Source organism: Thalassospira sp. HJ (assembly GCF_000948415.1).
Lineage (GTDB): Bacteria > Pseudomonadota > Alphaproteobacteria > Rhodospirillales > Thalassospiraceae > Thalassospira.
In genome coordinates this window covers 201566-219772 of the sequence record NZ_JYII01000010.1, presented here as the reverse complement: position 1 = coordinate 219772, position 18207 = coordinate 201566, and the positions used below count along the sequence as shown (strand labels likewise).

15 protein-coding genes are annotated in these 18207 nt (G+C 52.9%); 10 read left to right on the top strand and 5 right to left on the bottom strand.

Annotation, left to right across the window (positions count from 1 at the left end):
• Nucleotides 1-107 precede the first annotated feature (107 nt).
• Entirely contained in the window at nucleotides 108-1280 is a 1173-nt protein-coding gene (locus UF64_RS06495; protein ID WP_044827793.1) for an acetyl-CoA C-acetyltransferase, read from the bottom strand.
• 378 nt (nucleotides 1281-1658) lie between these two features.
• The gene (locus tag UF64_RS06490; protein WP_044827792.1) at nucleotides 1659-2096 is read right to left on the bottom strand and encodes an Lrp/AsnC family transcriptional regulator; all 438 of its coding nucleotides are present in this window, start codon (nucleotides 2094-2096) and stop codon (nucleotides 1659-1661) included.
• A 363-nt stretch (nucleotides 2097-2459) separates the two neighbouring features.
• Between UF64_RS06490 and UF64_RS06485 the strand changes: the two genes are divergently transcribed.
• A complete protein-coding gene (locus UF64_RS06485) occupies nucleotides 2460-2828 on the top strand; it encodes a helix-turn-helix domain-containing protein (protein WP_161794600.1) in 369 nt (122 codons plus the stop codon).
• A 1083-nt stretch (nucleotides 2829-3911) separates the two neighbouring features.
• Here the strand turns inward: UF64_RS06485 and UF64_RS06480 are convergent.
• The 3 genes from UF64_RS06480 to UF64_RS06470 form a co-directional block, all read right to left on the bottom strand.
• Nucleotides 3912-5105 carry an NnrS family protein gene (locus UF64_RS06480; RefSeq protein ID WP_044827790.1) on the bottom strand — a complete coding sequence of 398 codons (1194 nt, stop codon included), beginning with the start codon at nucleotides 5103-5105 and terminating at the stop codon, nucleotides 3912-3914.
• A 123-nt stretch (nucleotides 5106-5228) separates the two neighbouring features.
• Entirely contained in the window at nucleotides 5229-5534 is a 306-nt protein-coding gene (locus tag UF64_RS06475; RefSeq protein WP_044827789.1) for a carboxymuconolactone decarboxylase family protein, read from the bottom strand.
• An 11-nt stretch (nucleotides 5535-5545) separates the two neighbouring features.
• A complete protein-coding gene (locus UF64_RS06470; protein WP_044827788.1) occupies nucleotides 5546-6244 on the bottom strand; it encodes a helix-turn-helix domain-containing protein in 699 nt (232 codons plus the stop codon).
• 341 nt (nucleotides 6245-6585) lie between these two features.
• Here UF64_RS06470 and UF64_RS06465 point away from each other — a divergent pair, with 341 nt between their 5' ends.
• The 9 genes from UF64_RS06465 to UF64_RS06425 all read left to right on the top strand — a co-directional run bounded on the left by UF64_RS06465 (nucleotide 6586) and on the right by UF64_RS06425 (nucleotide 18168).
• On the top strand, nucleotides 6586-7863 hold the full coding sequence (locus tag UF64_RS06465) for a nitrate/nitrite transporter (protein ID WP_235284983.1): 1278 nt from the start codon (nucleotides 6586-6588) through the stop codon (nucleotides 7861-7863).
• A 61-nt stretch (nucleotides 7864-7924) separates the two neighbouring features.
• On the top strand, nucleotides 7925-9319 hold the full coding sequence (locus UF64_RS06460) for a NarK family nitrate/nitrite MFS transporter (protein WP_044827786.1): 1395 nt from the start codon (nucleotides 7925-7927) through the stop codon (nucleotides 9317-9319).
• 68 nt (nucleotides 9320-9387) lie between these two features.
• The gene (locus UF64_RS06455) at nucleotides 9388-13128 is read left to right on the top strand and encodes a nitrate reductase subunit alpha (RefSeq protein ID WP_044827785.1); all 3741 of its coding nucleotides are present in this window, start codon (nucleotides 9388-9390) and stop codon (nucleotides 13126-13128) included.
• Complete coding sequence (narH, locus tag UF64_RS06450) at nucleotides 13125-14648, top strand: nitrate reductase subunit beta (RefSeq protein ID WP_044827784.1); 1524 nt, start codon at nucleotides 13125-13127, stop codon at nucleotides 14646-14648. The genes UF64_RS06455 and narH overlap by 4 nt, the downstream gene beginning before the upstream one ends.
• Nucleotides 14648-15352, top strand: a complete 705-nt coding sequence (gene narJ, locus UF64_RS06445) for a nitrate reductase molybdenum cofactor assembly chaperone (protein WP_044827783.1) — start codon at nucleotides 14648-14650, stop codon at nucleotides 15350-15352. The genes narH and narJ overlap by 1 nt, the downstream gene beginning before the upstream one ends.
• A gap of 11 nt (nucleotides 15353-15363) precedes the next feature.
• Nucleotides 15364-16059: a respiratory nitrate reductase subunit gamma gene (narI, locus tag UF64_RS06440; protein WP_044827782.1), complete on the top strand. Its 696-nt coding sequence runs from the start codon at nucleotides 15364-15366 to the stop codon at nucleotides 16057-16059.
• Nucleotides 16060-16077: 18 nt separating this feature from the next.
• Entirely contained in the window at nucleotides 16078-16935 is an 858-nt protein-coding gene (locus UF64_RS06435) for a peptidylprolyl isomerase (RefSeq protein WP_200892649.1), read from the top strand.
• Between the two features lie 44 nt (nucleotides 16936-16979).
• Nucleotides 16980-17603 carry a carbonic anhydrase gene (locus UF64_RS06430; RefSeq protein WP_044827780.1) on the top strand — a complete coding sequence of 208 codons (624 nt, stop codon included), beginning with the start codon at nucleotides 16980-16982 and terminating at the stop codon, nucleotides 17601-17603.
• Between the two features lie 46 nt (nucleotides 17604-17649).
• Nucleotides 17650-18168 (top strand): DUF2478 domain-containing protein, encoded by a 519-nt coding sequence (locus tag UF64_RS06425; protein ID WP_044827779.1) that lies wholly within the window; start codon nucleotides 17650-17652, stop codon nucleotides 18166-18168.
• Nucleotides 18169-18207 lie beyond the last annotated feature (39 nt).

Genomic DNA, 18207 nt, shown 5'->3' with positions numbered 1-18207 from the left:
AAAAGGGTTTAGTCTTTCGTCGCACTGCAGCAAATGCTGCATCAATGCAAACGGGGCATCCCCGCAAGAGGACGCCCCGCACACTTCAATTTTCGGCCAAGGCCGGCTTAGCGTTCAACGCAAAGCGCGACCCCCATGCCACCACCGATGCAGAGCGTCGCCAGACCTTTTTTGGCATCGCGTTTCTGCATTTCATGAAGCAGCGTGGTGAAAACACGTGCGCCCGAAGCGCCAATCGGATGGCCAAGCGCAATCGCACCACCATTGACGTTGACCTTGTCGGTATCCCAGCCCATGTCACGGTTCACCGCGATGGCCTGAGCGGCAAATGCTTCGTTGGCTTCGATCAGATCAAGATCGGCTGCCGACCAGCCGGCCTTTTCAAGGGCCTTTTTCGATGCCGGGATCGGGCCGGAACCCATGATCGCCGGATCAACACCAGCGGTCGCCCAGCTTTTGATCGTCGCAAGCGGGGTCAGACCGCGTTTGGACGCCTCTGCCGCTGACATGACAACAAGGGCCGCAGCCCCATCATTGATGCCCGATGCGTTACCGGCGGTCACCGTGCCTTCCTTGTCAAAGGCCGGGCGCAGTTTGGCCATGCCTTCGACAGTGGCACCGTGACGCGGATATTCATCGGCATCAAAGACGATGTCGCCTTTACGGTGCGCAATGGTCACAGCGGCGATTTCATCATTGAAACGACCCGCCTTCTGGGCGGCTTCGGCCTTGTTCTGGGAGCCAGCAGCGAATTCATCCTGCTCTTCGCGCGAGATGCCCCATTTCTTGGCAATGTTTTCAGCAGTGTTGCCCATGTGATAGCCGTTAAAGGCGCACCACAGGCCATCCTTGATCATGCTGTCGATGAATTTCACATCGCCCATCTTGTGCCCATTGCGCAAATGCGCGACATGGGTTGATAGCGACATGTTTTCCTGACCACCGGCAACAACGATGTTGGCATCACCGGTCATGATCTGCTGGGCGGCGAGTGCGACGGTGCGCAGGCCCGAACCACAAACCTGGTTGATCAGAAACGCAGTGGCGCGGTCAGAAATGCCCGCCCCAATGGCGGCCTGACGTGCCGGGTTCTGACCCTGACCACCTGTCAGGACCTGACCAAGGATCACTTCATCCACAGCATCGCCTTCGACACCTGCGCGTTCGAGTGCAGCCTTGATGGCAACAGCACCCAGATCATGCGCCGGGGTATTGGCCAGCGTGCCACTGAATGCGCCGATTGGTGTCCGTGCGGCACCCACAATTACGACGTCGGTCATGAGATCCTCCGATTAATCCTGATTACGTTTCCAAAGATCGGGCAAAGGTCGTTACGGGCCTTGCTCAGATCCAGACTTAATCTTACCGCACCGCAGCAATTTTCCAAGCGCTGATGCCTACCACTTTCGGGTCAGTCCGAAATACGCAACCATCAGGCAAACAGCCCGGAACGCATGATGACGAATGATACATAGAGTGTGTGCCTATGGCGCGCAGATCGCAACCCTTAGCTGCGATATTAAACTCTTTGTCACGTTGTTTGAGGGGGAAACCGCACCAATTTGCGCAGCCATTGTGCCCGCCATCATGAAATCAATCACATCCATCACGCGTTTCAGAGACTCGGCCCCGGCCATCATGACCAAGGATGAAACGGATCAGAAGGCCGGTCCCATTTCATCCTTGAGCGTTTCGGTGATGATATAGGTGCGATACCAGACGATATTGTCATCGGCATCAAACAGCGTTTCGCACAGGGCGGTGTATTCGGCCATGTCGCGCATCTGCAGGATCATGACACCGGTGACTTCGCCGGTGACAACATGGCATTGGCGCACAGCATCAAGGTCGCGGACCTTGCGAATGAAATCCTGTCGGAACTGATTGCCGTGACGATGGAATTCAAGATTGATCACAGCACAAAGCGGGCGCCCTACGCTTGCCGGATCAATCACCACGACGGTCTTGCGGATGATGCCCGATTGGCGAAGCTTCGCCACGCGACGCAAACAGGCAGATGGCGAAAGCCCGATCCGATCAGCCAGCTCGGCATTGGGGATATCGGCGTTTTCCTGTTGTCGGGCATCATAATTGATGCGAAATAAATTTGTTTTATTTCAATAAGATAGAATTTCGTATTTCATGCGAAAAGCTCAAGGTGCGTGAGAACGGTTCAAGGTTATTGAGAAACAATCAACCGAATATTGTATACAGTTATATCACTTCTTCTCTCAGGCTATTCCTGACGCAATTTCATAAGTAGCTCTCAGCTCAAGCCGATTGAGACGGTCTAGATCTTTGAGAACAAAAGTACGCACCTAGTCATTTTTCAAGATCATGCCAATGCGAAGAAACCGTAATTGTCGACGTAAAAATGAAAAATGGTGCTACTAGCCACTAAGGAAAGCCAAATCATTTGGTTCCACCTTTATGAAGGCGCTATCGCAGGAAACCGGATCATGTCAAAACTCGACTATCAGATCGCTTCCACCCATCAGATCCATCAGGATATTGCGCAACGACTGAATCGATACCGGATTCATCTTGAACTTACCCAGCAGGAACTTGCCGATGAAGCCGGCATATCTGTTCCAACCCTCAGCCGATTGCTCAATGGCAAGGGCGCGACACTCGACACATTCCTGCGCGTTCTCAAAGCGATGAACCTCGTCGAGGCAATGGCCGCCTATATTCCGGAACCACGTGACAGTCCGTTAGCGTCACGTCGTGCTCGGCCAATTGCAGATCGGCAGCGTGTTCGGGGCAAGAGTGAGCCACCTGTCTGGGAAGGCTTCGATGATACCGCGCCGATATTCGATGATGACTAAATACCAGCAAGCCGCGTCCGAGTGCCGCGGGTGTTTTGGGATCTACCAGACAGGCGCGCACCCGATAACGACTGCTATTAGGCCCCTGATTTAATGCATCATATTTGATACGTTAACGTCGAAAATTCCAGTTAACACATCAAAATTGATGTGTTAGCGTTTGGCGATATTGCCCTCTCAAAAAACTGCCCGGCAGCGTGCCGGGCAGTCCGTGTTTGCTCAATGTCACAACCTGATATCAGGACGCCTTTTTCGCTTCTTTTTGCTCTTGGAGTGTTTCAAGAGCCGGTTTGAGATAGCACGAAACATAGAAGTATCTGCGATCTCTCATGGCCTGTTTTAGCGCCGGCTTGAGAAGTGTCTCCAGATCAGTTTGGTTGTGCATCGAATTCCCCCCATGGAAGCAAAACGGGCGGCATGCTCTGCACAACACACCATACAACCTGTGATTTAGATGCGGTGATGGTAATGTCAGGGAATGAATTTACCGCGAGTAGACTCAAGCATCAGAAAATCCAAGTAAAATATTGATATTTGCTGCTAAACTCTTTGGCGTTTTACAAATGACAGATAGTTGATGCCCTCGGGGGCATTGGATTGTAAAAGAGCGTCGCAATGCTTGATTCGCAAAGACCTGAACGTGCGAACTATCTCGATTCAGGCATTCTGAATTCTTTACGGCAGCTTATTGAGTTACATCCGGCTCTTGAGCAAGCAACCGGACAGCTACCAAGGTTCGATATCGTGCTGGATGCAAACATCGCTATTGGCGACTTGTTGCATAAACACAGATACCCTCACAGCGTATTTTTTTCTTAATTTAATTAGTCACAAATTCAGATTTACGTGAGTTTTGGGTTTTGGTGCGTGGCAAACGCTTGCAAAACTTAGTCACAGCGCTATCACTCCCCCCGTCTTGCAACACAAAACCCACCCGCAATTGTGCTCAGTCAAATTGTCATAAATCGGGGATATCGAGCACAAAACCCCGATTTCTTTGATCGCCACTTCTACTGCGAAGCTGGACATGCATGCTTTGCTTGACGTGCAGTTAATTGTGCAAGCTTTTAGCTCTCATCTGTCTCATGTTCTTTTTTTGAGCAATAGTGGTCCATACAGAAGTGCGAAACCAGTGAAACTCATAATCCACAAAGCAGCAGAAATTCCATAAAGAGACATCGAAAATGTGGGCAGAAAACCAGCTGCAACCCGCGTTAGCGTCGCTAAAATGATGCAGGCATACAAAGAAGTTGTGCCTGCCCCGCCTACCAGATCGTTACCAGTATGCCCCAATGTGGCACGCGTCATCACCGCAATTGTCATCACACCTACCGCGCCCCCCATCCAAAGATGCTGCGCCGAGGCGCTATCCATCAGTGAGGGTATGAGGGTTGCGACCGCAAGTGCAATAGCGCCCAAGGGGACAAACCCGTATCCAGCGTGCAGAATCCATACAAGTGGCTCTTTCCCGGTTTGGTGTCCTTTCCAGCGTGATAGGCGCACAAAATGAAGGCTGCCTGCGAGAGCAAGAGCAAGGGCAGTAAAGTCCTCGAAAGGGAAAACGACCCAAAGCAGTACCGCGACAAACAACATGGCCAGACAGGCCATATCAAACTTTCCAACCTGTGCAGGAAGTGAAGTTACTTTTTGTTTGGCGAGCCAGTTTCGGGTGAAAGATGGAACGATGCGTCCACCAATCAATGCTACAAGCATGATGCTCGCAGCCAGACCCAGACGCAATCCTACGCCTTGTGCCGCGTATTCTCCCTGCAAGATTTCCCAATGAAAAACTGCATTGCCGAGGACCACAGTCCCAAGCAGCCCGAGGACGATAAAATTGCGTTTGCTTTTTCCTGCGATGACTTCTCGTGCAATCATCAAGGCAAAGACGATCAAAAATGACAAATCGATGGAAACAACAATGCCAGCAGGAAAATGTGCTGCGAGCAAAATTACAATACGCCCTGCTATCCAAAGCAACACAAGCATTCCCAAACGTCGATTGCGAATAGGAAGCCGTCCAGTCCAGTTGGGAACAGCAGTTAGCATGAAACCTGCAATGACGGCGCCAAGATATCCGAAGAGGAACTCATGTGCGTGCCAGGAGACGATATCAAACGTCAGAGGTAACGCGATGACATTCATGAGCAAAAGTACCCAGATGATCATCGCAGCGGCCGCCCAAATCGAACTGAGCAAAAAGAACGGTCGAAAGCCGTGACTGAGGAAGCCTGTATTCCCTTGCTGCGGTTCCTGAATCCTGATTTTGGTTGCCATTTCTGCACCTTAATGTTTCTAGGCAAATTGGCGTTTCCAGACAAAAGCCGCCTGACGCCGAGACGCAACACAAAAAGTTGGTTGCGTGAGCCTGTTCAATTCCTAAGGTGCTCAAGGAACCTGTTAGATGTCTTCGATCCAGGTTTTGGCAGCAACTGCACGCGGCAAACCGGCTGGTCCAATCGACAGCATCGCGACTTGCAACAAGTCATCAAGCCCGATGCCTTCTGCCTTCGCACGCCGGGTATGGGAATGCACAGCGCCCTCTGAACCGATACCAATTGCCAACGCAAGTTTTACAAGACGACGCTCACGATCTGTCAGTGGGCCTGCTTCTGCTGTCACCTTACCAAGATCAGCATAAGCCTTCCAAATATCTGGATACTGTTCCGCCAATGTTCCTGCAGCACCGGGCATAGATTTAACCATAACTTCGCTCCTTACGTTTGATTGTCGTCAATAAGAGTTGTCGGTTTGGCGAACTTTTCGAGCTCGGTAATATCACTTAACTCAACGTTCTCCCCGCTCACGGTCACCCCGTATGCTTGCAAGGCTTTGAAAGCACGGCTCAGGTTTTCAGGTGTCATTCCCAAAACAGAGGCAAGCTGACGCTTTTCGAGATCTAAAGAAAAGTTTTGAGCACCATTGAGGCCTTTGGAACGACTGAGCAGGTAGTTTGCAAGCCGTTCAAGTGCTGTGCGCAGTTTCAGGTTTTTTGTGGTCTTGATTACTGAGCGATAGCAAGAGGCCAGTTCAACCACCACTGCACGTGCAAAACCTGCATCCAGATCGAAAACTGCGCGGACATCTTGACTGGGTATCATCACGATACGGCTTTTTTCCATGGTTCGGGCTGACATTAGATAGCGCGCGTCACGGATTGTTGCAGCCAAAATGAAGGTCGACACAGGTTTGACAATCGAGACACTGGTTTCTCGGTTGTTCCAGCTGGAGAAAAGGTCGACTGAACCCAAAACGAGTACATGCAGAAAGTCGGCTTCTTCGCCTTCTGTGATCAAGTCAACATGCGGCGGAAAAGTTTGCAGATAGGCGCCACGCATCAGCTTGGCGTAACTCTCGTCGCTCATATCTGCGAAGAGATCAAGGCTACGTACCTCCGGGAAGGTCGAATCGAGCATTTGTTCCTCACTTCTAACCCTGTTCAGGAACATGTCGACCAGTCACTTGATATTTATCAAGCGTCTATTTGTTCCCGATCTCTCTCTGGCTTGAACTTTAGCAAATCGCCGTGCGAAATACTTGGTGAGCCTGTTTATTTCACCGAAGGGTTCCATGTTTTCTGATTTAGATCAACCCTGATTGGCCTCGTCTCATTCGATGATCAGCACCGCAGCAAGCGCTGCAATGTGCAGACAGATGTTCGAGGGGATCGACCATGCATACGTTAAAAGGGGTTTCACGAACTGATCAATATCGTGCCCTAGGTCTTAGCACCTTTGCCTTTACGATATGCTTCGCGGTGTGGACAATTTTTTCCATCATCGGGGTGAAGATCAAACAGGAACTGGGGCTGAGTGACACCCAGTTCGGTTTGCTGGTCGCAACACCAGTTCTGACCGGCTCAGTCAGCCGTATCTTCCTCGGCGTATGGACAGAGCAATTTGGCGGTCGAGTCATGTTTCCGCTGCAGATGCTGATCACAGCCATCTGCGTCTGGCTTCTGACGTCTGTCCACAGTTATGAAATTTTTCTTGTCGCCGCCCTGGGGCTTGGTCTTGCGGGTGGGTCCTTTATCGTTGGTGTCGCCTATACGTCACGCTGGTTTGAAAAGGAACGTCAAGGTACTGCGCTGGGTGTTTTTGGCGCTGGTAACGTTGGCGCGGCTGTAACGAACTTTGCCGCCCCATTTCTGGTGGTTGCTCTTGGTTGGGAAGGAACGGCCCGTGTATATGCCGTTGTCCTTGTCATCACTGCCGTTTTGTTCTTCCTGTTTGCAAAAACCGACCCAGTGCAGCAAGCGCGCAAGGAATCCGGTGAAGGCCCGGTATCAGCCAGCTCGCAGCTTGAGCCGCTCAAGAACATGCAGGTCTGGCGCTTTGCAACCTATTACTTCTTCGTTTTTGGTGCCTTTGTCGCACTCGCAAGCTTTTTGCCACGTTACTATGTCGGCGCCTATGGGCTGGAACTAACGACGGCGGGTGTCTTTGCCGGACTTTATTCGCTGCCTGGCTCGGTCTTTAGAGCACTGGGTGGCTGGATGTCCGACAAATGGGGGGCACGTGCAGTCATGTATCTGACCTTCATCGTATCCCTGGTCGTTCTGTTCATCATGAGTTACCCGCAGACGACCTATCTGGTTTCGGGCATCAACGGTCCCATCGAGTTTGATTTCGGTGTTTCGGTTGGCATGTTTGTCGCCCTGACAGTCGTTCTCGGCTTCGTCATGAGCCTCGGCAAAGCTGCCGTCTACAAACACATCCCGGTTTACTACCCACATCACGTCGGATCGGTTGGTGGTCTGGTTGGCATGATCGGTGGCCTTGGCGGTTTCTTCCTGCCAATCGCCTTCGGTGTGCTTCTTGATCTGACCAATGTCTGGACCGCGCCATTCATGCTGCTGTTCGTTCTGGTCGCGGTGTCGACGATCTGGATGCATGTCGTGATCCGTCGCATGGAACGTGCGCGTCATCCGGCACTGGCCGACGAAAAATACCTTTCGGATGTGCCCGAGAAACCACTGGAAAAGCCGGCAACTGAAGCCGGTAAGACGTCGGGCGTTACCAAACCTGCTCAGTAATACAAACCGGCAGAGCGCAGGTTGCGCTCTGCCTCTTGAACAGTTTCATCGGGAGGTTCCCTTGGAAATCACGCATGCAAACAATGGCCAAAAAGGCGCTGTCCTGACCGATTGGCGACCCGAAGACACAGAGTTCTGGTCAAGCAAAGGTAGCGCAATCGCCACCCGCAATCTCTGGATCTCCATTCCGTGCCTTTTGCTGGCATTTTCGGTTTGGATGGTTTGGTCAGTTGTTGTCGCCAAGCTGCCGGTCATCGGCTTTACCTACACCACCGGTGAACTGTTCTGGCTGGCCGCACTTCCGGGCCTGTCTGGGGCAACGCTTCGCATTTTCTATAGTTTTATGGTGCCAATCTTTGGCGGCCGTATCTGGACAACGCTCAGCACGGCATCGCTGTTGCTGCCAGCGCTTGGTATCGGCTTTGCCGTACAGGATCCCAGCACGTCCTACAGCTGGTTCCTTATTCTCGCACTGTTGTGCGGGTTCGGGGGCGGTAACTTTGCCTCCTCGATGGCAAACATCGCCTATTTCTATCCGAAAAGAACAAAGGGTAACGCCCTGGCCCTGAATGCAGGACTTGGCAACCTTGGTGTTTCGGTCATGCAGTTTGTGGTCCCGCTTGTGATCACAGCCGGTGTGTTCGGCGCCTTTGGGGGGGCTGCCCAAAGCGTTGCAGGTGGCGGCGAAATCTTCCTGCAGAATGCCGGTTTCATCTGGGTGCCGTTCATTGTGGTTTCGACCATTGCGGCATGGTTTGGCATGAACAGCATCGCTGATGCCAAAGCCAGCTTCAAAAAGCAGTCGATCATCTTTAGCCGCAAACACAACTGGATCATGTGCATCCTCTATACCGGCACTTTTGGCAGCTTTATCGGTTATTCCGCCGGGTTCCCGCTGCTGATGAAGACCCAATTCCCGGAAGTCGATGCCTTGCAATATGCATTTCTCGGCCCGCTGGTCGGCGCGCTGAGCCGTGCTGGCACAGGATGGATTTCTGACAAGCTTGGTGGCGGACGGGTAACGTTCTGGACCTTTATCGGCATGATTATTGCGGTTGTCGGCGTCCTGCAATTCCTGCCGCTTGGCGGAACTAGCGGCCATTTCTGGGGCTTCTTTGCCTGCTTTATGGCGCTGTTCTTCCTGACCGGTGTCGGAAATGCATCGACCTTCCAGATGATCCCGTCGATCATGCGTCAGGAAATCCCGCGCCTGATGCCCGATGCTGATCAGGCAGCCCAGCTTAAACAGTCGGAACTCGAGAGCTCGGCCATCATCGCCTTTACCAGTGCGATTGCTGCCTATGGCGCGTTCTTCATTCCAAAAGCCTATGGCACATCCATCGCACTGACTGGCGGTCCCGCGGGCGCGCTTTGGTGCTTTGCCGGCTTCTATGCGGTCTGTGTTGCGATCACCTGGTTCTACTACAGCCGCAAGAACGCACCGGTTTCGTGCTGATCACTCAAATTTATCCCTGCCCAGCCTAACCCGTTTGGGCAGGGTCCGCAGCCTTCAGGAGAAACGCCATGAGTCACCTGTTAGACAGACTGAACTTTTTCCAGAACAAGGAACTGGAAAGGTTTTCAAATAATCACGGTCAGGTCACCCGCGAGAACCGCGACTGGGAAGATACCTATCGCAACCGCTGGCGCCACGACAAAATCGTTCGCTCGACACACGGTGTGAACTGTACCGGTTCTTGCAGCTGGAAAATCTATGTTAAATCCGGGATTGTTACCTGGGAAACCCAGCAAACCGATTACCCACGCACCCGTGCCGGATTGCCAAACCATGAACCGCGCGGCTGTGCCCGAGGGGCAAGCTATAGCTGGTATCTGTATTCTGCCAACCGCGTCAAGAATCCGCTCATCCGTGGCAAGCTTTTGAAGCTGTGGCGCCGGATGCGTTCGACAATGAACCCGATCCAGGCATGGACAGCTATTCAAAATGACCCTGTCTTGCGCGCAAGCTATGTTGAGAGCCGCGGCAAAGGCGGGTTTGTTCGAGCAACATGGGATGAGGCAACCGAACTGGTTGCAGCCGCCAACGCCTTTACCGCGAAAACATATGGCCCTGACCGTGTGTTTGGTTTTTCGCCCATTCCGGCAATGTCCATGATCAGCTATGCGGCCGGTTCACGCTATCTCAGCCTTCTGGGCGGTGTGTGCATGTCGTTCTATGACTGGTATTGCGATTTGCCACCGGCATCGCCAATGACCTGGGGCGAACAGACCGACGTTCCGGAATCGGCAGACTGGTACAATGCCGGATATCTGATCCTTTGGGGATCGAACGTGCCGCAAACCAGAACACCGGATGCTCATTTCTATACCGAAGCGCGTTATCGCGGGACCAAATCGGCTGTTATTTGCCCGGATTACTCGGAAGCTGCGAAGTTTGGTGATGTCTGGCTGAACGTCAAGCAGGGTACGGATGCTGCATTGGCATTGGCTTTTGGTCATGTGATCCTGCGCGAATTCCATCTCGACCGTCAGACCGATTATTTCGAAGAGTATTGCCGCAAATATTCGGACTTCCCGATGTTGGTTAAACTCGACGAAAAAAACGGTTCGCTAATACCCGGCCGCTTCCTGCGTGCCGCAGACCTTAGCGACAAGATCGGCGAAGAAAATAATCCGGAATGGAAAACCATCGCAATCGACGAAAAGTCGGGTGGCTTGGTCGCGCCGAATGGCTCGATTGGATATCGCTGGGGTGAAGCTGGTGAATGGAACCTCGAAGAGCGCGCTGCCGGGGCGGATACCTCTCTGAAAATGTCGCTGATCCTTGAAGAAGATCATGACGAGATTACCGGTGTCGATTTCCCCTATTTCGGTGGTGATGCCTCGGAACATTTTGCAACTGACGCTCAGCATCCCAATGTCCTGACCCGCAACATTCCGGTCAAACGCGTCCAGACTGCCGATGGCGAGGTCATGGTTGCGACCGTATTTGACCTGTTCTGTGCCAACTACGGTCTTGATCGTGGGCTGGGTGGTGAGTGGGTCACCAATGACTATGCCGACGGCATGCCCGGCACCCCGGCCTGGGCCGAAAAAATTACCGGTGTTTCGGCCGACAAGATCATTCATGTTGCCCGTGAGTTTGCCCAGAATGCTGAAAAGACCAAAGGCAAGTCGATGGTCATTATCGGTGCGGCGATGAACCATTGGTACCACATGGATATGAACTACCGCGGCGTCATCAACATGCTGGTGATGTGCGGGTGTGTCGGCCAATCGGGTGGCGGTTGGGCCCACTATGTCGGACAGGAAAAACTCCGTCCGCAAACCGGTTGGCAACCGCTGGCGTTTGCTCTTGATTGGGGACGTCCGCCTCGGCACATGAATTCCACCAGTGCTTGGTATGCCCATACCGATCAGTGGCGTTATGAGACCCTTACGGCCAATGAAATCCTGTCTCCGACCGCACCGGAAGGCGATTGGGATGTTTCAATGATCGATTACAATATCCGTGCAGAACGGATGGGGTGGTTGCCATCGGCACCGCAGCTAAAAACCAATCCTCTGGATGTTGCCAAGGAGGCTAAAAAAGCCGGCAAGGAAATCCCCGCCTATGTTGCCGAGCAATTGAAAGCCGGTGATCTGGAAATGTCCTGCGAAGATCCCGATGATCCCAAAAACTGGCCGCGCAACCTGTTCGTCTGGCGGTCCAACCTGTTGGGTTCTTCGGGCAAGGGTCACGAGTACTTCCTGAAGCACCTGCTTGGCACCGATCACGGTGTTATGGGCAAGGATCTTGGTGAAGAAGGTCGGCAACTGCCGAAGGAAGCCAAATGGCATGAAGAAGCTCCGCGCGGAAAGCTTGACCTTCTGGTCTGTATTGATTTCCGTATGAGCACGACCGCGGTCTATTCCGATGTCGTTCTGCCAACTGCAAGTTGGTACGAGAAGAACGACCTAAATACATCGGACATGCACCCGTTCATCCACCCGCTTCAGGCTGCTGTTAACCCGGCTTATGAAAGCAAGTCGGATTGGGAAATCTTCAAGGCCATTGCCAAGAAGTTCCAGGAAATCGTACCGGGTTACCTTGGTAAGGAAACCGACATCGTCGCTCTACCGATCCTGCATGATACCCCGGGTGAAGTCGCCCAGGATCAGGTCAAGGATTGGAAGAAAGGCGAATGCGAACTTATTCCCGGCAAGACCGCACCGAACTATATCGCCGTTGAACGCGATTACACCGCAATCCACGACCGCTTTACTGCACTTGGTCCGTTGCTCGACAAGTTGGGCAATGGTGGCAAGGGCATCAACTGGAAAACCGAGGTAGAGGTGCAACATCTTCGCGATCTGAACGGCATGTGGCAGGAGGGGGCTGCCAAAGGCTGTCCGAAGATTGATACGGATATCGATGCCACGGAAGTGGTTCTGATGCTGGCACCGGAAACCAACGGAGAGGTGGCGGTCAAGGCATGGGATGCGCTTGGCAAGGTTACCGGACGGGATCACACCCATCTTGCCCTGCCCAAGGAAGATGAAAAAATCCGCTTCCGCGATATTGCCGCCCAGCCGCGCAAGATCATTTCTTCGCCAACGTGGTCGGGGCTTGAGTCAGAACATGTCTGTTACAATGCGGGTTACACCAACGTTCACGAACTGATCCCATGGCGAACCCTGACGGGACGTCAGCAACTTTATCAGGATCACCTGTGGATGCGGGCGTTTGGTGAAGGATTCGTATCCTATCGCCCGCCGGTCGATCTCAAGACGGTGACAGAGGAAATCAACGATGAAGCCCGCGACGGTGTGCCGCATGTGGTGCTGAATTTCATTACACCGCACCAGAAATGGGGCATCCATTCGACCTATACCGACAACCTGTTGATGCTGACACTTAACCGTGGTGGCCCGGTCATCTGGATCAGCGAAAACGACGCAAAGCGTGCTGGGATTGTCGATAATGACTGGGTGGAGCTTTACAACACCAACGGTGCCCTGACAGCCCGCGCGGTCGTTTCCCAACGTATCAAGGATGGTACAACCTTTATGTACCATGCCCAGGAAAAGATCGTGAATACGCCCGGTTCGGAAAAAACCGGCAAACGTGGCGGCATCCATAACTCTGTCACCCGCACGACCCTTAAGCCCACGCACATGATTGGGGGCTATGCCCAGCAATCTTACGGTTTCAACTACTACGGAACCGTAGGGGCCAACCGTGATGAGTTCGTCATTGTCCGCAAAATGCAGAAGGTCGACTGGCTCGACGAAGAAGCAAACGACAAGGAGATCGGGAAATGAGAGTCCGCGCACAAATCGGCATGGTGCTGAACCTCGACAAATGCATCGGTTGTCATACCTGTTCGGTCACCTGCAAAAACGTCTGGACGAGCCGCGATGGCGTTGAATACGCCTGGTTCAACAACGTCGAAACCAAACCGGGCACTGGCTATCCGACCGATTGGGAAAACCAGAACCGCTGGAATGGTGGTTGGGAACGCACCAAGTCGGGAAAGCTTCAGCCCAAACAGGGATCGAAATGGCGGATTTTGGCAAATATCTTTGCCAACCCGGATCTGCCGGAAATCGACGACTATTACGAGCCGTTCGATTTCGATTATGACCACCTGAAATCCGCCCCGGAAATGAAAGCCTTTCCAACCGCGCGTCCGCGTTCGCGCATCTCCGGCGAACGGATGGAAAAAATCGAAAAGGGCCCTAACTGGGAAGAAATTCTTGGCGGGGAATTTTCGAAGCGCTCGGAAGATTATAACTTCGAAGGTATCCAGAAAGACATCTACGGCGAATACGAAAATACATTCATGATGTATTTGCCGCGTTTGTGCGAACACTGCCTGAACCCGGCATGTGCAGCTAGTTGTCCTTCCGGTGCGATCTATAAGCGCGAAGAAGACGGTATTGTCCTGATTGATCAGGAAAAATGCCGTGGTTGGCGCATGTGCGTTTCGGGCTGCCCGTACAAGAAGGTTTATTATAACTGGTCAACGGGCAAGTCGGAAAAATGCACGCTTTGCTATCCCCGTATTGAATCGGGTAACCCAACCGTATGTTCGGAAACCTGTGTCGGGCGCATCCGCTATATTGGTGTGATGCTTTACGATGCAGACAAGATCGAAGCAGCGGCCAATGCTGAGGAAACCACCGATCTTTATGACGCCCAGCTTGGCGTATTCCTTGATCCGAAAGACCCGGAAGTGATTGCCGCTGCGCGTGCTGATGGTGTTCCCGAAGATTGGATCAAGGCGGCACAGGAAAGCCCGATCTGGAAAATGGCCATGGAGTGGAAGGTTGCCTTCCCGCTACATCCGGAATACCGCACGCTTCCGATGGTGTGGTACATCCCGCCTCTTTCCCCAATCCAGAATGCGGCAGAAGCTGGGGCGATCGGTATGGATGGGGCAATGCCCGATGTCCGCAACCTGCGTATTCCGTTGAAATACCTTGCCAATATGCTGACGGCTGGCGACGAAGAGCCAGTGGCACATGCGCTTGAGCGGATGTTGGCAATGCGTGCCTATATGCGTTCAAAAACCGTCGAAGGTGTCATCGACGAGACCGTGGCAAAACGCGTCGGTCTGGATGGTGCAACCATCGAAGATATGTACAAAATCATGGCGCTGGCCGACTACGAAGACCGGTTCGTCATTCCAACGACACATCGCGAGCAGGTCGAAGAAGCCTATGATCTGCGTGGCGGTGAAGGGTTCACCAACTGTAATGGCTGTTCTTCGGGGATCAGTCAGGGTTCCCTGTTTGGAGGCAGCAAGAAGCCTCTGAAAATGCCAGAGGAGGTACGTTGATGGACCGCACGATCAAATCACTCTCACTTCTGTTGAGCTACCCGACGGAGGAACTGCAAGGTGCCATGCCTGAAATCGGCGCTGTGCTGGCATCCGAAACGCGGCTGACAGCTGCGACCCGTCGCGATTTACGCCCGCTGGTCGAAGAGCTATCGAGCGACGACATTTACGATCTGCAAGAACGCTTTGTCATGCTGTTCGATCGGTCACGGACCCTTTCGCTCAATCTGTTTGAACATGTTCACGGCGAAAGCCGTGATCGTGGCGGGGCCATGGTTAGCCTGCTTGAAACATATCGGGCTGGGGGCTTTGAACCGGCAACAACGGAATTACCCGATCATTTGCCTGTGTTACTGGAATTCCTGGCAACACAGCCCCCGGCAGATGCGAAGGAAGTCCTTGCGGATGCGGCTCATATTTTCGATGCCGTTCGCGCCCGTCTTGAACATCGCGAAAGCCCCTATCAGGCAGTCTTTGCAGCTTTGACGCAGTTGGCAGATGTAACAGTCAGTGCAACTGCTGTTGCCGAACTGCTTGAACAGCCTGAAGACGATCCCGATGACCTCGAAGCACTTGATGAGGTCTGGGAGGAAAGCGAGGTCACGTTCGGACCGGACCCGAATGCCGGTTGCCCGCAGGTGCGTGACATTCTGTCGCGTATTGATCAACCCGCTGGACCGGTACCGCCGGAAGCAGCAGAGTAAAGGAGGCCCAAATGCATAACTTCCTTTTCGGGATCTATCCCTATATCGCGCTATCGGTCCTGATTATCGGCTCTATCGCCCGATATGAACGCGATCCGTTCACTTGGAAAACATCCTCAAGTCAGCTTCTGCGTCGCAGGCAATTGATGATGGGCTCGGTTTTGTTCCATGTCGGTGTTCTGGTGATCTTCTTTGGCCATCTGGTTGGCTTATTGACGCCGATCTGGATCTTTGACGCCTTGGGCATCAGTCATGGGGCCAAGCAGACGCTGGCCGTTGTTGCCGGTGGCATTGCCGGTGTCATGGCGCTTATTGGTGGTCTGATGCTGTTCCATCGTCGGATGACCGACCCGCGTATCCGCAAAACGTCAAGCTTTGCCGATATCGGCATTCTTGCGCTGTTGCTGGCACAGCTTGTTCTTGGGATTGGTACCATCTTTGTGTCGCTCGAACATCTCGACGGGCATGAAATGACCAAGTTCATGTCTTGGGCACAGGGAATTTTCACTTTCCAATCTGATGCCGCCAGCCACATTGCCGATGTGGCCTGGATTTTCAAACTGCATCTGGTTCTGGGACTGACGATATTCCTTGTGTTCCCGTTCACGCGCCTTGTGCACATGCTCTCAGTTCCAGTGCGGTATTTCATGCGTCCGGGCTATCAGATTGTCCGTTCACGCCGGACCAAACCTTTGTCACACCGATAATGGACGGTCGGCGCATTCATGCGCCGACTTCCTTCTGCACACAAAGGACAAAGCGCTATGAATATACAAATGTTTCCTGACCTCGTCATCAATGGCGAAACCATCCCGCAGACAGCCGTTGCTGCGGAACTGCAAAACCACACGGCGTCAAAGGACAATTTTGCTGACGCCTTGCGCAACGCGGCCAACGCTTTGGTCATCCGAACCTTGTTGCTTCAAGAAGCGCGCAGAAACGGCATTGAAGCTGAACCGCAGGAAGTCTCGCCAAACCGGTTCGAAACCGGCGAAGAGGCGATGATCCGCGCATTGCTTGAAGCAGAAATCGAAATCACCCGCCCGAGTGAGGAAGAGATTCGCACAGAATGGCAGAAGGACCCCGAACGGTTTCGTACCATGCCCCTGTGGGAAGTTTCCCATATTCTTTGCAAATGCGATCCGAATGACGCCGTGGAGAGAGAACTGGCCCTCAGACGGGCAAACGATATCCTCAGTGACCTTCGTAAAGACGGCAATACATTCGAAAAGATCGCACGCACGCAAAGCGACTGTGGGTCTCGGTCTGCGGGCGGGTCGCTTGGTCAGTTGCGCCCCGGCGATACGGTGCCAGAATTTGAAGCCTCTCTTCGCCAGCTTTCTGAGGGTGAAGTTGCGTCAGAGCCTGTGCTGAGCAGATATGGCTATCATGTCCTCCGGCTAGATGCATTGGCAGAGGGGCAGCCACTGCCGTTTGAGGTCGTGAAACCAAAAATCTCCGAAGCAATGGAAAAAGCCCAGTGGGCTCGTAAAGCAAAGCTGTTTGTCGATGGACTTATTGCGTCGGCCTCGATTACCGGCACGGATCTTGGGCGGGCCGCCAACAATACGAAGCCAAACTAGGTGCGCATTTTGTGCGTAGTACCTCCAACCGGTTTGAGGTTTCCATGCTTGAAAACCTATTGGAACGCAACAAGGTCTGGTCGCGTTCTCGCCAAAAAGAAGAACCTGGATACTTTTCCAGATTGGCAAGTCATCAGGCCCCGGAGTTCTTCTGGATCGGTTGTTCAGACAGCCGCGTTCCTGCGAACGTAGTCGCCGGACTCGATCCCGGGGAAGTCTTTGTTCACCGCAATGTCGCCAATGTGGTGCATTCATCGGATTTGAATCTGCTGTCTGCTCTTGAGTTTGCGGTCGAGAGTCTGAAGGTCCGTGAGATTATTGTCTGTGGTCACTACGGCTGTGGCGGGGTGAAAGCAGCAACCGAAGATTTTCCCCACGGCCTTGCTGACCACTGGCTTGAACCGATCCGACGTCAAGCACGTTTCCATGCCCGCGAACTAGCGCAGCACGGTGATATCGAGATGCGGCGCGACAGGTTGGCTGAACTCAATGTCATCGAAGGTGTTGGTCGGGTTGCAGAAACTCCGATTATGCGTCGCGCTTGGCGGGCCGGTGCGGACATCAAGATTCACGGTCTGATCTATAGCCTGAAAGACGGTCTTCTACGTGATCTCGATTGCACGATCCGAGCATCTGACGTTCAGACATCTGATGAAGTCACGTTCTGACGCAGAACGAAGCATTGCTATCAGCGGAATATAAAGGAACACTAAGATGAAAATCGCTTACACAATGGCTCCTGGCAGGGGAGATACCGATTTGCTTCTTTCGCGCGTGACGCAGCGTATTACAGAAATGGGGTGGCGCGTTTGTGGAACCGTGCAAATCAATTCCGAGCGCGAGACTGATGGGCCATGCGATATGGATGTTAAGGTGCTGCCGGATGGTCCGATCATTCGCATTTCCCAGACATTGGGGAAACATTCCCGCGGTTGCAGACTGGATACCAGTGCGCTTGAAGATGCTGTTGGTCATGTGACCCAAGAAATTAGTAAAGGTGCGGATGTTCTGGTTATTAACAAATTTGGTAAACACGAGGCTGAAGGGCATGGCTTTCGTGATGTCATCGCTGATGCGCTAGTGAATAACATCCCGGTTCTGGTGGGGCTTAACCAGTTAAACCTTGACGCCTTTAAGGAGTTTGCCGGTGGGCTTGAGGTCGTTTTGAAACCAGAAGAGAATGAGTTGTTCGAATGGTTGGAAGACAACTGTTCTTGCAGCGCTTTGGTATAGCGATAGTCGATTTATAGATGCCCAAACCAATGTGCAAAA

Bases quoted from the DNA above. Each gene is read 5' to 3' on its own strand.
- UF64_RS06495 (WP_044827793.1), bottom strand. From the start codon at position 1,280: ATGACCGACGTCGTAATTGTGGGTGCCGCACGGACACCAATCGGCGCA.
- UF64_RS06485 (WP_161794600.1), top strand. From the start codon at position 2,460: ATGTCAAAACTCGACTATCAGATCGCTTCCACCCATCAGATCCATCAG.
- UF64_RS06480 (WP_044827790.1), bottom strand. From the start codon at position 5,105: ATGGCAACCAAAATCAGGATTCAGGAACCGCAGCAAGGGAATACAGGC.
- UF64_RS06475 (WP_044827789.1), bottom strand. From the start codon at position 5,534: ATGGTTAAATCTATGCCCGGTGCTGCAGGAACATTGGCGGAACAGTAT.
- UF64_RS06470 (WP_044827788.1), bottom strand. From the start codon at position 6,244: ATGCTCGATTCGACCTTCCCGGAGGTACGTAGCCTTGATCTCTTCGCA.
- UF64_RS06455 (WP_044827785.1), top strand. From the start codon at position 9,388: ATGAGTCACCTGTTAGACAGACTGAACTTTTTCCAGAACAAGGAACTG.
- narH (WP_044827784.1), top strand. From the start codon at position 13,125: ATGAGAGTCCGCGCACAAATCGGCATGGTGCTGAACCTCGACAAATGC.
- narJ (WP_044827783.1), top strand. From the start codon at position 14,648: ATGGACCGCACGATCAAATCACTCTCACTTCTGTTGAGCTACCCGACG.
- narI (WP_044827782.1), top strand. From the start codon at position 15,364: ATGCATAACTTCCTTTTCGGGATCTATCCCTATATCGCGCTATCGGTC.
- UF64_RS06435 (WP_200892649.1), top strand. From the start codon at position 16,078: ATGCGCCGACTTCCTTCTGCACACAAAGGACAAAGCGCTATGAATATA.
- UF64_RS06430 (WP_044827780.1), top strand. From the start codon at position 16,980: ATGCTTGAAAACCTATTGGAACGCAACAAGGTCTGGTCGCGTTCTCGC.
- UF64_RS06425 (WP_044827779.1), top strand. From the start codon at position 17,650: ATGAAAATCGCTTACACAATGGCTCCTGGCAGGGGAGATACCGATTTG.